Source organism: Chitinophaga sp. 22620 (assembly GCF_052044405.1).
Classification (GTDB): Bacteria; Bacteroidota; Bacteroidia; order Chitinophagales; family Chitinophagaceae; genus Chitinophaga.
In genome coordinates this window covers 233,058-249,281 of record NZ_JBQEMV010000002.1, presented here as the reverse complement: position 1 = coordinate 249,281, position 16,224 = coordinate 233,058, and the positions used below count along the sequence as shown (strand labels likewise).

11 protein-coding genes are annotated in these 16,224 nt (G+C 54.3%); 6 read left to right on the top strand and 5 right to left on the bottom strand.

Features of this window, described 5'->3' with window-relative positions; translation table 11 throughout:
• Positions 1-2 precede the first annotated feature (2 nt).
• Positions 3-545, bottom strand: coding sequence for an RNA polymerase sigma factor (locus ACTJIK_RS10565; protein ID WP_440646337.1), 543 nt, complete (start codon positions 543-545; stop codon positions 3-5).
• Between the two features lie 239 nt (positions 546-784).
• Here ACTJIK_RS10565 and ACTJIK_RS10560 point away from each other — a divergent pair, with 239 nt between their 5' ends.
• A complete protein-coding gene (locus ACTJIK_RS10560; RefSeq protein ID WP_440646336.1) occupies positions 785-5,128 on the top strand; it encodes an nSTAND1 domain-containing NTPase in 4,344 nt (1,447 codons plus the stop codon).
• Positions 5,129-5,224: 96 nt separating this feature from the next.
• Complete coding sequence (locus ACTJIK_RS10555; RefSeq protein ID WP_440646335.1) at positions 5,225-7,738, top strand: phosphocholine-specific phospholipase C; 2,514 nt, start codon at positions 5,225-5,227, stop codon at positions 7,736-7,738.
• Positions 7,739-7,779: 41 nt separating this feature from the next.
• On the opposite strand, the gene ACTJIK_RS10550 is transcribed toward ACTJIK_RS10555, so the two are convergent.
• The gene (locus ACTJIK_RS10550; protein WP_440646334.1) at positions 7,780-8,601 is read right to left on the bottom strand and encodes an aminoglycoside phosphotransferase family protein; all 822 of its coding nucleotides are present in this window, start codon (positions 8,599-8,601) and stop codon (positions 7,780-7,782) included.
• Between the two features lie 91 nt (positions 8,602-8,692).
• Entirely contained in the window at positions 8,693-11,155 is a 2,463-nt protein-coding gene (locus tag ACTJIK_RS10545; RefSeq protein WP_440646333.1) for a mechanosensitive ion channel family protein, read from the bottom strand.
• A 140-nt stretch (positions 11,156-11,295) separates the two neighbouring features.
• Between ACTJIK_RS10545 and ACTJIK_RS10540 the strand changes: the two genes are divergently transcribed.
• Both ACTJIK_RS10540 and ACTJIK_RS10535 read left to right on the top strand, forming a co-directional pair.
• The gene (locus tag ACTJIK_RS10540; protein WP_440646332.1) at positions 11,296-12,705 is read left to right on the top strand and encodes a polysaccharide lyase 6 family protein; all 1,410 of its coding nucleotides are present in this window, start codon (positions 11,296-11,298) and stop codon (positions 12,703-12,705) included.
• A 73-nt stretch (positions 12,706-12,778) separates the two neighbouring features.
• Positions 12,779-13,465: a GNAT family N-acetyltransferase gene (locus ACTJIK_RS10535; RefSeq protein WP_440646331.1), complete on the top strand. Its 687-nt coding sequence runs from the start codon at positions 12,779-12,781 to the stop codon at positions 13,463-13,465.
• Positions 13,466-13,518: 53 nt separating this feature from the next.
• Here the strand turns inward: ACTJIK_RS10535 and ACTJIK_RS10530 are convergent, their stop codons facing one another.
• Entirely contained in the window at positions 13,519-14,031 is a 513-nt protein-coding gene (locus ACTJIK_RS10530) for a hypothetical protein (RefSeq protein ID WP_440646330.1), read from the bottom strand.
• A gap of 136 nt (positions 14,032-14,167) precedes the next feature.
• On the opposite strand from ACTJIK_RS10530, the gene ACTJIK_RS10525 reads away from it, so the two are divergent.
• Together ACTJIK_RS10525 and ACTJIK_RS10520 are read left to right on the top strand one after the other, a co-directional pair.
• Positions 14,168-14,542, top strand: coding sequence for a hypothetical protein (locus ACTJIK_RS10525; protein WP_440646329.1), 375 nt, complete (start codon positions 14,168-14,170; stop codon positions 14,540-14,542).
• A gap of 12 nt (positions 14,543-14,554) precedes the next feature.
• Complete coding sequence (locus ACTJIK_RS10520) at positions 14,555-15,310, top strand: class I SAM-dependent methyltransferase (protein WP_440646328.1); 756 nt, start codon at positions 14,555-14,557, stop codon at positions 15,308-15,310.
• Positions 15,311-15,326: 16 nt separating this feature from the next.
• On the opposite strand, the gene ACTJIK_RS10515 is transcribed toward ACTJIK_RS10520, so the two are convergent.
• Positions 15,327-16,148 carry a hypothetical protein gene (locus tag ACTJIK_RS10515; protein WP_440646327.1) on the bottom strand — a complete coding sequence of 274 codons (822 nt, stop codon included), beginning with the start codon at positions 16,146-16,148 and terminating at the stop codon, positions 15,327-15,329.
• Between the last annotated feature and the right edge of the window lie 76 nt (positions 16,149-16,224).

The window sequence follows — 16,224 nt, the reverse complement described above, 5'->3', positions numbered from 1 at the left end:
AGTTAGTATTTTTTAGGTTGTACCGTGCTCCGCAATAATTTCAGCCCGCGCTTCAGGTGGGTCTTAAAGGAATTCAGGCTGATGCCCATTTCCTCCGCCGCCTCCTGGTACCGTTTGCCCTGCAGGTAGATCATTTGTATGGCCATGCGTTTCTGGCCGGTGATATTATTTAAGGAAGAATGCAGCTGCTTGTAATATTCGTGCGATGCTTCGGGCTCTTCATGGCCCCCGGCTTCATGCATGCTGAAAAATGCTTCATGATGATCCAGGCGGATGCGCTGCTTTTTGAGATGGTTCAGGCAACGGTTGCGCACCGCGGTGTGGAGGTATCCCTTCACATCGCCCTGGAACTGGTGATAGAGCTTCTTGTCCCAGATGTCGATGAAGAACGTCTGCACAAGATCCTTCGCTTCCTGCTCCTGTTGCAGGAACCAGAAAGCGTTTATGCACAGCATCTTATAATATTTTTCGAAGAGTGCTTCAAAAGCGGTCTCATCCCCTTCTTTCAAGCGGTCCAATAAAAGAGTATCCGGAGAATGATTCATTGGCTTACATTCTTTACCGTGGTTTGCGTGTGGCTGTGCAATAGTAGCGGATCGCACAGTAATTCTGATCTGGTTGACTGTTTACTGCCGGTAAGATACTCAATAATTTGAATTTCCTAACAGCCGGCCCGGCGGCGTCCTTTGCGTTAAACCATTGTTGTTATGAAGACCCAACGAAAAAACCCCCTCACACACATTATAAATTTGGTTAATTTACATAAAAAGCCAGATCGCCCCTGATGTTCAGCTTTGCCGCACATAAAGCCTTTATCATCGGTATCAGCAACTACCATTCTTTCGCTTCTTTGCAAACACCCCTGCACGACGGAAAGGAATTGGCGAAGCTGCTGCGCGGGCAGCAGTTTACCGTGAAAGAGCTGTATGATGCAGACAGGCAGGAGCTGATGGATTTCCTGGAAAACATGCGGAAAGAGATCGGGGAAAATGACCGGGTGATACTTTATTACGCGGGCCACGGCCTCGCGCGCGATCACGCCAACCGCCCGGAGGGCTGGCTCATTCCGCGGGACGGGCAGAAAGATGTGTCCACCTTTGTTTCCATGGCCTGGCTGTCCGCACTCATCAATTCCCTGCCCTGCCGGCATTTCCTCCTGCTGCTGGATTGTTGCTTTTCCGGTGCATTCCGCTGGTCCATCGGCCTGCGCGACCTTGGCGAAGGGGTGCCCAACGTGATGTACAGGGAATTGTTCGAAAGATATACCACCGACGCGGCCTGGCAGGTGATCACTTCATCGGCCCACGACCAGAAAGCGATCGATGAGCTGCTGGGCCTCGGCAGCCGTGGAGAAACCGCCGGCAGCCAGCACTCTCCTTTCGCAGAATTTCTTTTCAAAGGCATCCGCGGCGAAGCGGATATGATCAACGACGGCATCGTTACCGCCACCGAACTGTATCTTTATTTGCGCAGGCAGGTGGAAGAAACCAGTCTCACCGCCAGCCTCAGCCTGCGGCAAACGCCCGCCATTTTTCCGCTGGCGCGGCATGATAAAGGAGAATTCGTTTTTATCCCAAACGTTCATCCGCCTGAGCTTCCTGCCAAACCGCCCGGTCTCAATCCTTACAAAGGCCTGGAAAAATTCAGGGAAGAAGATGCGGATTTCTTTTTCGGGAGAAGAAGGGTAACGCGCGAGTTGTATGACTTCTGCCGCGAACGCAGCTTTACCGTGGTGACCGGTTCTTCGGGCAGCGGCAAATCCTCGTTGGTAATGGCCGGGCTGGTGCCGCTGCTGCGCGCGGAAAAACGCACCCTTGCCATCATACGGCCAGATGAAGGATTCCCGCCCGTTTTACCGGAGATACTTATCATCGACCAGTTTGAAGAAGCATTGCGCCTGCCGCATGCGGCATTATTCCTGCAACAGGTAGCGGCATTGCCCACACGCATCATCATCACCGTGCGCGCTGATTTTGAACGTTACTTTACTGAGGGCGCTTTCAGCGGAACCTGGCCATCCAACCGCTTCCCCATTCCCGCCATGAGCCGCGAAGAACTGCGGGAAGCCTTGCTGCAACCGGCCAAGCAGGCCGTGCTGTTATTTGAAGGCGCCGAAGGCTGGGAAGAGAACATCGTGACGGAACTCTCGCAGGCGCCCAGCCCGCTCCCTTTGCTGTCGTACACCATGTCTATCGTATTCAAGCGTTCCGGCGGGCATGTGCTGTCGGAAAAAGTATACAATGAACTGAACGGCGTGTACGGCGCTATCAGCATCATGGCCGATGAACTGTACGAACGCATCCACGAAAAAATACCTGGGAAAAAGGAAGACCTCCAGCGCACGATGCGCCACCTTCTTTTCAGGCTGATCAATACAGACGGCGGCCGCATCATTTCCCGCCGCATCAGCCGCTCCGCGCTGGTTTTCAGCGATCCCGCGGAACAACGGCGGATGGATGCGGTGGTGGCGTTGATGACCTCGGCCGATTACCGCCTGCTCGTAGCCGGCGACCAGCATATTGAGGTAGCCCATGAATCGTTCCTGCGCTCCTGGCCGCAGATAGCAAAGTGGGTGGGAGAACTGGGCATGCAGGCCTTTGCGCTATTGAAAAGATTGGAAGACGTGGCCAACGAATACAAGGCCACCGCGGGCGCAGCCGAAGAAACGCTGCTCTGGCACGACAGCCCTTACCTGGACGACCTCGCCGGTTTGCTCCACTCACATCCGCAGTACCTCACCCGGCAGGAAGAACTTTTCCTGCACGACAGCCGGGAGCTGCGGAAAACGCGGCGGCAACAACACCAGCGACGCCTTGCGCTCATCACCGTGTCGGAAATTTCCTACCGCGTGGAGCAGCTGGAAGAATCTGATCTCACACAAGCCCTGCGCCTGCTGGAAGAAGCCGTGCGCATCTGTCACAAGCACAATGTGTTTGTGCCCGCCCGCGTGAATTACCTGCTTTGCCAGCTGTTCAACAACGAATGGCTGCTGAAGCGCAGGGGGCTTTACAAATGGGAGTACACGCACGAACGTTCCGTGAACGACATCGCGTTGTCGGTAAACGGCCGCCTGCTGGCCACTGCGGGCGGAGACAACCGTGTGTTCATCGTCAACCTCGAAAACGGGGATCACCTCACCTATACTTTACACAGCGAACCGGAGTGGGTGGAAGTGATGGCGGATAATCAAACCGTTGTGGCGCTGACCTCGCACGGTAAATTGTGGATGCTGGGAAAACAAAAGAAGCTGCTCAGCGGCAAACAGCCCGTAACCCAAACGCAGCGCGTAACAGGCGGCCAGCAGGTGGGCGCATTGGGCGGCGGGCAATGGCGGTTGTGGGATATGAACGGGAAGCTGGTGCAGGAGCTGGCCATCCCGGAAGAATTTTCGGAGGTCTATCTCGTGAACAAAGGCAAAAGCCTGTTGCTGTTTGCTTACGAAGAGCTGCAGGTCCGCAGCCTGGCAAGTTTCCGGCTCAGCGGGAAGGCCGGCCTCACCGGCGTGCGCCATATCCGCGAAACGAAGCAGGGCAAGCTGTACGTGGAAACATACCAGGCCGGGTATTTCCTCTCCCGCAGCGGAACGCTCACCAAAGTAGTGTCGCAGCGCGAAGACCTTGGCGTGGTGCATATCCGGGAGGATGGCCGGTATATTTTCAGCACGGATAAAGACGGCAACGTATCCGTTCGTGACCGGAACGGCGCCGTATTGCACCGTTTCAATTTCGAAGCGCTGGTGAATTACATTGCGGCCGGCAACGGCGATACTTTGCTGATCTCGGGTTCCGATTCCAGCGCTGTAGAAACCAGCTTTAAAGGCGAGCCGCTCCGCACTTTCGATCACAGCCGCAAGATCGTGAAAGCCCTTGCCATACCGGGCACAGGCACCGTCATAACCGCAGGCGGCGATGGGAAGGTGCGGGTGTGGGACGACCAGTTCCTTCCTTTTGTTTATTTCTCCGTAAACGAAGGCGTGCGGCAATTCACCGCCTCTCCCGCGAACAATTTCTTTTTTTTACAAGATGCGCAGGCAGGAAAAAGTTATCTCCATCACGCCACCCGCGGTCTGCTGCATTCGGCTAAGATCCCGGATGCGCGGAACTCCGCCTTCAGCCCTGATGAAAAGATAGTAGCCACGATAGATGCCGCCGGCACGCTCTCTCTTTTACCGACAGACGGCCGCCTCCCGCTGCGCCGCCCGCTGAAGACGCAGCACGTCCGCAGCATGGCATTCACTGACGACGCACGTTTTCTGCTGATCGAGACCCGCGACAACTTCTGGCATGTGCTGCGGGCTGAAGACGGCCTCAAGGCCTACCCCGAACTGCCCGGGCGCATCCTGGCAGCGGCTGGCGGCAACGATGGCGTGTACACCCTGCACCTGCTGAACAAACGGCATGCAGACTTCTTCCGCGACGGCCAGTTCGTTTGCAGCATCAAGCCGGATAAAGCAATACTCCGCGCTACCATCCTCCCCGACCTGCAAAGGATCATTCTTTCCCTGGAAGGCCAGTTGCTTACATTCCTCGATCTCTCCGGCAAGCCGGTGGCCTCTTATCCCGCCGGGGGCTCGCCTACTTTTTCCCGGACCAGGGCGGTATGCGGCGGCAACATTTTCCTTCCCCTTTCGCACATGGGCAGCAAGCTGCCAGCCAACACCCTGCGCGATTCATTCTATCTTTTTTCGCCGGACGGCGTGCTGCTGGCTACCGTGCAGACCAGGCGGCGGTTCATCAGCAGGGTTTTCAGCACGGCAGACAAGCTCTTCGTTCAGTTTGACAATTCCTATATCACACAGCAGTACAATATGAAAGGAGAACTGGAAAAAGATATCCATTTCTCCGTCAAATCCCTGGAATTCACCCGTTTCTCCTTCAACGGCAGCTATTTTTTGGTGAACGGCCGGAAAGAATCTGTGCTGTTCGACCTCCAGGAACAGCGGGTTTTTACCTACCGCGACTGTCCGGACGCTCATTTTTCCGCAGACGGCCAGAGCGTTTTCGCCCTGGAAAACGGTTTCCTCCGCCAACATTTCCTTCCCGGTTTCGTCCTTTCCTCCCTTAAATTATCTTTCGCCGCCCCTCTCAGGCACGACCTAAAAAAAGAATTACGAAACCAAATGAAATAAAATAGAATTAACATTGGAAAGTATACCCGGCTGACTTATTTTTATACTTTGTCCACGATTACGGAAAAAACCGCTACTCAAATCACCTTATTCATAATGGATAACAGAAGAGAATTCCTTAAGAAATCAATGCTCTTATCCGGCGCAGCCGGACTTCAAGCCTTTCTGCCAGCCTCCATCCAACGGGCCATGGCCATCAATCCCGCTCCGGGCAGCACTTTTCTTGACGCGGAGCACATCGTGATCCTCATGCAGGAGAACCGGTCGTTCGACCATTGCTTCGGTACCCTCCAGGGCGTTCGCGGGTTCAACGATCCCCGTGCCATTTCCCTGCCAGACAAAAAGCCGGTGTGGCTGCAAACCAACGACAAGGGCGAAACCTATTCCCCTTTCCGGCTGCATATCAAAGACACCAAGGTGACCTGGATGGGCGCGCTGCCCCATGGCCGTCACGACCAGGTGGATGCCAACAACGGCGGTAAATATGACAAGTGGCTGTTATCCAAGAAACCCGGTAATAAACAATATTGGCATATTCCCCTCACCCTGGGTTATTACACCCGTGAGGACCTTCCGTTCAACTACGCGCTGGCAGACGCTTTCACCGTATGCGACCAGAATTTCTGTTCCGCCATGACAAGCACCACGCCCAACCGCGCTTACTTCTGGACCGGGCAGATCTTCAGCGAAGAAGCCGGCCTGCCCAAAGCCAACATCCGCAATACCGATTACACCTACGGCAAACAGCCCTGGAAAACTTTCCCCGAGCTGCTGACGGAAAATGACGTGAACTGGAAATTTTACCAGAACGACCTCAGCTGCGGCGGCGGTTACGTGGGCGAAGAACGCAGCTGGCTGGCCAACTTTGGCTGCAACAACCTGGAGTTCTATAAAGCATTCAATGTAAAATTCTCCGAACGCTACGTGCGCAACCTGCAAAAACTGGTGGACACGCTGCCCGACGAGATCAATAAACTGAACGAAGCCACCTCCGGCTCCGACGACGAAACAAAAAAACGGAAAACAGACATCGCGAAGAAACAGGAAGCGCTGGACAATGCAAGAGCTGAGCTGGCGCAGTGGAACAAGGAGAATTTCGCAAAACTTTCCCCGAAGGAAAAAGAGCTGTACGAACGCGCCTTCGTGATCAACAGCGCCGATCCTGAATTCCGCAAGCTCACCCAGCTGAAATACAACGACGGCGGCAGTCCGCGCGAGCTTACCGTGCCTGCCGGCGACCTGTTCTACCAGTTCCGCCAGGATGTGAAAGAAGGCAAGCTGCCCACCGTATCGTGGCTGGCCAGCCCGCAAAATTATTCCGACCACCCGAGCGCGCCCTGGTATGGCGCCTGGTACATCTCCGAAATAATGGACATCCTGACCAGCAACCCGGAAGTGTGGAAAAAGACCATTTTTATTGTTACCTATGATGAGAACGACGGTTATTACGATCACGTACCGCCCTTCTCCATCCCCGACAATAAAAAACCCGGCACCGGCAAGGTTTCCGAAGGCATAGACACCGAGGTGGAATTTGTGCGGGTGGAAAATGAAATTGCACAAGGCATCCCCAAGAGACAGGCCCGTGGAGCCGCCATCGGACTGGGTTACAGGGTACCAATGCTGATCGCTTCGCCCTGGAGCCGCGGCGGCAAGGTATGTTCACAGGTATTTGACCATACCTCCACCATCCAGTTCCTCGAACATTTCGTGAACAACAAGTTCAACAAAAATATCCGCCTGGAAAATATCAGCAAATGGCGCCGCGCTGTTTGCGGCGACCTCACGGCCGCTTTCAGTCCCTACAACGAAGGCAACGACAAGCTGCCTTTTTTGGGAAGAACGCAGTTCATTGAAGATATTTACAACGCGAAGTTCAAGGATGTGCCTTCCGGTTATAAAAAACTGACTGCTGAAGAAATTTCCGGCATGATCGCCAATCCCGCCACTGCCAACCCTCTGGCGGCGCAGGAAAAAGGAATCCGCCCCTCCAGCGCATTGCCGTATGAGCTGTATGCAGACGGCAGCTGGAACGATAAAAAAGATCATTTCACCATCCGCATGACGGCGGGCAGCCAGGTGTTCGGCAAAAGGTCGCAGGGTTCGCCGTTTACCGTTTACGCGCCTACCGGCTTCGACGGCGAAGTATCCCGCAACTGGCACTTTGGCGTAGTGGCCGGCGATACCATTCAGTACGAATGGCCCATTAAAGAATTTGACGCGCAACGTTATCACCTCCGCCTGCACGGCCCGAACGGTTTCTTCCGCGAGTTCCGCGGCAGCAAAAAAGATCCTTCACTGGAAGTGAGCTGCGCCTACGAGCTGGACAGGGCAAAGAAACCCACCGGCAACCTGCTGGTAAAAGTGCAAAATACCGGCGAGGCCGCTACCGTGGTGTTTAAAGATCATGGTTACAAGCAGGCGGACAAAACCCTGGACATTCCCAAAGGCGGCAGCAAAGATGTGATATTGCCGCTGGGCAAACAGCACGGCTGGTACGATTTCAGCGTGCTGGCAAAAGGTTCGCAGGATTTTGAAAGAAGATATGCCGGAAGAGTGGAAACAGGCAAAGAATCGTTTACCGACCCTGCGATGGGAAGAATAATATAAAAAGGAAAAAAGCTTACTTCCTACCTCACTTTCAGCGTATATCATCGCTGCATAGCCGCAGCGGCCATACCGGCCACCGCCAGGTCAATAGAAGCATCGTCGCCGTCTTCCAGTATCCAGGTGGCGGAAAGGCCGGACCATGCATAGATCCATTGCAGCAGGCGTTCCCGTTCCAGGCCAGCCATTGCGGTTACCATCGCCAGCCGTTGCAGGAAGCGGCCCGGTGCTGTAACAAAGTCAAGATCAAGGGGATTGGAAAAGATGTTTACATAGTCGAATGTCCGCTCGCCGGTAATGCGCATGGGGTCTATCACCAGCCAGCCGCGTTCCCCGAAATCGAGGATGTTTTCGTGGTGGATGTCCCCATGCAGGGGAACGATCTCCCGTTGGCTGTCTAACAGCCTGCGGGCGGTTGCCGCGCATTCCGGGAAAATGCCACCATATTTTTCCGCGTGCCGGAACAGTTCCCTGAACCATTGTTCCAGCGGGATCAGTTCGGGCAGGGGTTTGTTGCGGGGCTTGTGCAGGCGGGCCGTTACCCCGCAGATGATGCGCGTAGCCTCTTCATCCCGGCCGTTTTGCACCATGTTCAACAGCGACCTTTCCCCCATGGCCCTTTCCATCAGCATCACGTTGTCTTCCCGCGCCAGCACTCTGGCAGCGCCGTCGCCATCCCAGTATTGCATCATCAGCGCGCCGAAACGCTCATCTTCTTTCACCCCCATTTTGAGCATGGCGGGCATTTCCCCTTGCCTTACCGGCAACAGGCGGCTGCCGTGGGTGATGATCATTTCTCCATCGGGCGTAAGGTTCCATGCCTGGAGGAAAGGGTTGAAAATGCCGGGTTCCGTTGTTTTTTCCACCTTTCAAAAATAAGGCATACAGCGCAAAAAAAAGGGCGGCCTTGCGGGCCGCCCTGGTAACGTAATACCGTATAGCCGGTACAGTTAGTTATCATTCAATATGGATGTTCACTTCATTCAATCTCTTATGCAACAGCAGCAATATCTCGCTCATCGCTTCCTCCGAACGCGCTACATCCTTGCACCAGAAGTACGCTTTCAGGTCGAAGCCGTTCTCGTGCACTTTGGTGAACAATACCTGCGGCTCACGGTTTTCGAACACATGTTTTGAATGCTGGATAGCTTTTTTCACAGCGGTAGACACGGTTTCCATATCGTTGCTGCCGCTCACGGTCAGCTCCATATCCAGGCGCTGCTGGTTGTTGCTCAGCGTCCAGTTCACGATCTGCTGCGACAGGATGTCGCCGTTCGGGATGATCACTTCCGCGCCGTTGGGCGTAAGCAGCGTGCTGGACCGCAGGCCTATCTCCCGCACCTTTCCTGATTTATCGCCGATCTCCACCACGTCGCCGATCTGCAAAGGCCGGTCGAAAATGAGGATGATGCCGGATACGAAGTTGTTCACGATATTCTGCAAACCCAAACCGATACCGACGCCCAAAGCGCCCAGCACGATCGTGATCTTGTCCACCGGCACGCCCGAAGCCGCCACAGCCAACAGGTAACCGAGGCAGAGCAATACCAGCCTGGCTATGAGCAGGCGGCTGCGCTGGCCTTTGTTGCTGATCTCTTCATCCAGCCCTGCATCCCCGAAAAAGTAACCCACGTATTTCTGCAACAGGTGCGCGATCCAGATAATGAGGAAAAACAGGAGAATGCCGCCGATGGTAAACGTGGCGTTGCCGATATTGCGGTCCGCCTGCAAGATGTCTATCAACCCGTTCAGCACTACCGTATAGATATTCAGGTTGGTGGTGAACACGATCAGCCAGAGGATGACCACGAGGAAAAGCACCGGCCGCCTGAAGCTGTCCAGCACAGGTTGATAGTCGATGCGGCTTTGCACGCCCCGTTTCACGCGGCTGGCCACGATCTGCAGCAAGATGGCTTCTATGCATATTTTGCTGAACACCGCCAGGCCGATGGCCTGCGTGAAAGAAAATATAGCGGCGTTGCCGAAGATCTGGGCGAGGGAGAAGCGGCCCCAGAGATTACAGAGGATAGATAGTACGTTCATCACGTTATGCAAAATGATCACATAACGCAAAAACCCTTTCAGCGGCAGATGTTCCTTCATCCGCGACAGGAACAGCACGCCGAACAGGATAGACAGCCCGTTGAGCAGGATCAGCCACAAACGCTGCCCGAAGCCGGGATCCACGATATGATGCGTGAACGAGAAGCAGATATACAGCACCACCATGGCGATCCAGTACAGGAACAGCCTGCGCGGCCATTTTTTCCAGCAGATGATGGTCAGTATCACAATGAGCAGGAACTGCATGGATTCTATGTAAGCGGAAGGCGCATGCAGGTCGAACAACGGGGCGATGGCGAACATGGTGATGAAGGAGGAAACGATGTACCCTGAAGGCAGGTATACAAAGTCCAGGTCGCTGATGGCCCCCAGCGCGTCTCTCCGGCGGAGGGTGCGGATGCTGCGGAAGATCCAGATAAAAAAAAGCACGCCGATGAGCAGCAGGAACAGGCGCTTGTTGCCGCTGTCCTTAAAATAATAATTCAATGCCTTCTTCTCTCCTTCATATGCCTTGCCGAAGGAGGAGCGCGCGCTGGAAGAGACGTTTACGGTATCTTTTTCCCAGAGGTAATTATATTCTTTCCCGAAGATCCTTGCGGCGGAAGTATTCAGCAGGTTGTTCACTTTTTCCAGGAGCTTGCTGGTGGTAATGGCATTGGCGGAGGTGTGGGTTTGCAGGCTGTTCACCCGTACAAGGCTTTCCCGCAGCGCGCGCGTGCTGCCACGGAAGGCCTCCCGCATATCTTTCAGCTGCGGCGCAAATTGCTGGCGCAGCGCGGAGTCGCGCATCAGCTGGCGCAGCACGGTATCGCCCGCCAAAGGTTTCAGGCTGGCGCGGAGCCTGTTCAGCTTATTTTCGGCACTGTCCAGCAGCTGGCGATGCTCCCGGAGGTCCAGCTGGATGTTCTGCAACAGCGTGCGGAACACCTGGAGGTTGCGGAGATTGAGTGCGCGGCTGTTGTTCAGCACATTGTCCTTCAACACGGAAAGCACCGAATCGCTGTCCTGCAGCTTGATGGCCACCAGCTCTACCGCAATGGGCAGCTCGCTTTTGTTCTCCACGTTGTTGAGTATCACGTAGGTATTTTCTATTTGCAGCTGGTAATCGCTGCTGGTCATTTTCGCGGAATCGGCGAACAGCGAAGCCATTCCCATGCCCATTCCCCGGCGGCGGGTAGTATCGCCCGGTCGCCTGCGGCTGGTATCCCCATCCCACCGCCTTCTGCCTGTATCAGATCCGGAGCCTTGGCTGTCGTATCGCGGCCGCCCGGTGCGGGCTGTGTCCTGGGCCTGGATGGCCAGCCCGGCCATCAATAAAATGCTGCAAATAAGAAGTTGACGCAAGCGGTGCTTCATGAGGTCGGTTGTTTTGCTTTGCTAAACTATGAAAAGAAGTTATGTATAAGAAATAATTATATAAATGACGCGCACGAATATGTCTTCCCCTATTTTGTCCGGAATAAAATAACTGTATTTTTAACCCAATAAAATTCCACATGAAGAAAACAAGTCTTTTCATTGGCCTATGCCTGTGCGTACTGGCATGCCATGCCTCGGCGGCCAAAACGACCGTCGTACGCTCTATTGCCGAGCTTCAGGCCGCTATCGGCAATGCCCTTCCCGGCGACATCATCCTTTTGCAAAAAGGAGTGTATACCACAACCGACGATATCCTGGTCAACAAAGCCGGCACAGCGGAGAAGCCCATTACCATCGGCGCGCAATCTCCCGGCGGGGTGGAGATCACCGGTGCGGGCGGTTTCCGGATCGTAAGCCCGGCCTCGCACATCACGATCACCGGTTTCACATTCACCCATGCTTCAGACAAAGCGAAGATGGAGCCCGGCACCACCTTCTGCCGCTGGACCCGCAACGTGTTCCAGACCACCGGCGAGGGCAATTACCTCACCATCATGGGTAGCGACCACCAGGTGGACTACAACACTTTCCAGCATAAACGTTCGCTGGGCAAGTTTATTGGCGTGAGGGGAACGGGCAAGCAGATCGCGGAGCGCCTCTGGATACATCACAATTATTTTGTGGATTTTACCAAACAGAGCGGCAACGGCGCAGAAGCGTTCCAGTTCGGGCTCAGCGGCTACAGCCTTTCTTCCAGCAACAGCATCGTTGAGTACAATCTTTTTGAGCAATGTGAAGGGGAAAATGAACTGATCTCCGTGAAAGCCTCCGCGGTAACGCTCCGTTACAATACCATCCGTGACTGCAAGGCACAGTTCACGCTGCGCCACGGGAACTTCTGCAAGGTGTACGGCAATTATTTCACGCTTACGCCCGGCCTGCGCATTTTCGGAGACGATCACATCATTTTCAGCAATTATTTCGAAAAGTGCAAACCGGCCATCAATATCGGCAACGGGGGCGCTGAAGTGGCGGACGGGGCGCCGCTCACCTCGCACGACCGGCCGGACCGTGTGCTGATCGCGTTCAACACGCTGGTGGACAACGAAGAGAATATCACCCGCACTATTCGTCCTAACGGCATCGGCTCTACGTTTATCACGCTGGCCTATAACATTATCCAGGGCGGTGGGGAAGCGGTTTCCATACAGGGGCCTTTATACCTGGAGCCTTCTTTCAAAGGCAATATCATTTTCCAGACAAAAGGGCCGGGACAGCTGCCCGATTCGGGTTTTGTACAGGCGGATCCAAAACTGGCGAGGGATAAGGCCGGCATTTACCATTTGCAGAAAGGCAGCCCGGCCATAGGAGCGGCCAGGGAGAATTTTCCCGCCGTTATCGCGGATTTAGACGGCCAGCCCCGCATTTCACCGCTGGATGCGGGAGCAGACCAGGTGTCGGCAAAACCCGTCACCGTGAAGATGCTGAAACCGGGAGATGTAGGCCCACTGGCTGATGGAGCAATTTTCAAAAAACGGGCACGGTAAAAACCGGGAAAGACCGTAATTTTCAGCGGAGGAGAAATATTCCTTCCGCTGAAAATTAAAAAGGAAGCCCGGCATGAAAGATCAATATGCTGAATTGGATAATCCAGCCTGGAACGCGCTTACCAGCGAGCACCAGGAGTTTGCCGTAGGCGGTGGCCTGGCAAAACGTTACCGTCCTGATATCGTATCGTTCACCGCTTTTGCGGAGCCTGTCGCTGAAGCTGCCGCTTCACTGGACCCGTTCATGGCAGCCGGCGAACAATTCTTCATCATCGGCGACCTGCCGCCGTTACCAGCCGGCTGGGAAGTGAAGAACGACCTGGTCTGCCTGCAGATGGTATACAACGCGACCGCCACAATCCCCGTCAGCAGCGGCATTCAGCCGCTGGAGGAAAAACATGCGCAAGAGATGTACGATCTGGTCCAGCTTGTTCAGCCCGGCTATTACCTGCTCAACACGCACCGCATGGGCCACTACTACGGCATCCGCCAGGAAGGCCAGCTGGTGGCCATTGCAGGGGAACGCATGCGCACGGGCCGGTTCACGGAACTCAGCGCCATCTGCACCCATCCGGGTTTTACAGGCCGCAAATATGCACAGCAGCTGATCGCTCACCTGGTGAACAGCAATCTTGCAGCCGGGAAGATACCTTTCCTGCATGTATCCGAAAAAAACGAACGGGCTATCGGGCTGTATGAGCATATGGGTTTTACCACGCGCAGGAAGATCTCCTTCCGGCTCACGGCCAAACTAAAATAAAGAGCTGTCCCTTGAACGGAACAGCTCTCCTGATATCAACTTAAAAATGGGGACTACTGGGCGCTTCCGCCGATGTTGCCAACAGCCACGACGCTGTCCGCATTCGGCGTAACATTTTTCTTCACGAACGAAACGCGCGCAAAAGCTTTGTACTTCAGCAGGCTGTCGTAGTTGAACTTCTTCGTCTGCCCGTCTACCGTAACACTCTTCACATTTGCCCATTTGGCTTCCACAGCGGCGCCGGTGGTCTGACTTTTGATGGAAGTGATGGTCTGGAAAATCTCCAGTGTACCGTCTTCCTTTTTGCCTTTGTAGAGGGCGAAGTTGTAGGTGGTGTCCCTGGTGGACTTGTCGATGCGGATGATCAGGTCGAACGTGCTGTCTGTAAGTTCCTTGGCAGTGATCTTACCGCCTCCGGTGCCGGTGGATACGGTCAACGCGTACTCCTTGCTGCGTTTGGCCGGAGGTTTCGGCGTATCATCGTCGTTACAAGCCGCAAGAAAGATACCGAACAAAGCAGTAGCAAGCAGCGCCTTTCCCGGCGTCCGCAATGTGTGTTTCATCATGTTTCCGATTTTAAATAGTTAGGTTAAATACCTCATGTTAGCGATATGGTTTAAACGGCGGCGAAAATGAAAAAGTTACACACAGCCGGATTTTTTTTCGGCAGGGTTTAATTAACTTGCTGTAAAACTATATCCATTGGACGCTTCATACCTGCAAGAACTGGCGGCAGACACTGCTTACTTCGGCCATCACCTCGCCTCACAGGTGGCCGGTCAATTAGACGAAGGGCAATCCCTCGGTTATTTTCACCGCGATTACTGCGGGATGGGCCTGCAGAAAAATGAGCAAGGCGAATACCTTTACGGCGAGTTGCACGACGGCTATATGGACGGCCTTTTGAGGGCTCCTTCGAAGTTCGCAAGCAGGGAAGCTTTCGTGGACTGGCTGGCTTTTCAATCCACCGCTTCGCTGGCGCGGCTGAATGATCCGGATCCGTTCTTCCGCGGCAACCAGACCATCACCCGCAAACGGCTCGAAAATTTTCTCCAGCAGCGGTCCGGCACACTTTGAAAACCTTACGGAATGGATAATACTCAAAGATTCAACAACCGTGTAGAAAACTACGCCGCCTGTCGCCCGGATTACCCGGCGGAAGTGGTGGCTTACCTGCAGGAAAAGCACGGCCTGACAGCAGATAAAACGCTGGCGGACGTAGGCGCGGGAACGGGTATTTCCACCGCGTTATTCCTTAACGCGGGCTATACCGTATTTGCAGTGGAGCCCAATATGGCAATGCTGCATAAAGCCGTTGAAACGCTGGGTAAATTCCCCGGCTTTCATGCCGTGAACGGCTCGGCCGAAAACACAACGCTGGCGGGCAAAAGCGTGGATGCAGTGATCGCCGGGCAAGCCTTCCATTGGTTCGACGCGAAAAAAAGCAAGGCGGAATTCCAGCGGATACTCAGGCCGGGCGGTATAACCGTGCTGATATGGAACGAACGCAACGTGCTTTCCCCTTTTGAAATAGCATACGAGGCATTGATCAACCGGCATGGGAAGGATTATGTGAAAGTGCAGCACCGGAATATAGACATGGCGCATATTGCGGACTTCTTCGCCCCTTTGCCGGTGGAAATGGAATCTTTCACCAATGGCCAGCAGTTTGACCTGGAAGGACTGAAGGGCCGCCTTTCCTCGTCGTCCTACATGCCGCTGAGCCATGAAGCCGGTTATGCCGGTATGATGCGCGACCTTGAAACGCTGTTCGATAAATACCGGGAAAATGGCACGATCAGGATCAGCTATACAACAAAAGTTTACGCCGGCAGGTTAAAATAAATAGCCTTCCCGCCAATCACTGGCCGTACCGGAAATAATCACATACTTCTTCATCGCATAGCAACGCCTTATACACCGGGTGTTTCAGCACTTCGGTATAATCCATCCACCGCCAGTTCACTTTTATTTTCCGGTATACGAGCCTGATACCGTGTGAATAATCCACATACCAGTTCACATGCCCTGTATACAAAGGCTGGATAGGCTTACCGTCCGGCTTATGCCAGCCATAAATGGCAACGCGGTCCGGGCGCGGGTCGGCGGATATTTTGCTGCTGATCACCACATCTTTCTTGATGCCCGCAATAAGCCCGCTTCTGCCTTTCCGTTGCCCTTCGATGATGAGATGATGATGCCGGAAAATGATGGCGCTGTCGCGGAAAGCATAGAGCGGAACGGGTTCCAGCTTTACTTTCGCGGCAAGGTAGATATCGTTCACCATTTTCCGGGTGGGCAGAAAACATTGCAGGCTGTCTGCAATCCGCTGGGCCGTCATGGGTGTAAGGGGGATCCTTGCAAAGTCCGCATCGCTGCCGATGGAGAGGTAATCCGGCGCCACAAACCAGGTGGCGGAAACCGTTTTGCCATCAGGTCCGGTAACGGAGGTATGGACAGGCACGAACTTCCGTAAGAAAGACGGCACATTACCCGATAATATCTCCTTCAAAGCGATGGGCTCGCGGGTATTCCATTTCATACTATCCACCACCCGGTAGAACTCCCTGCCGGTAAGGGCTTCCGGCTGCCGGGGCGGCAATGGAAGCTGCCAGGTGCTGCGGCAGGAAACTGCGGATGCGGCCAGGAAAAGGATGATCGTGATGATGTGGAGAAGGCGCATGACCGGAAGTTACTTTTTTCGGCCCGTCTTTAAAAATCGTATGGGCTGCCGTAACAAGCAGGATGAGGGTTCATAA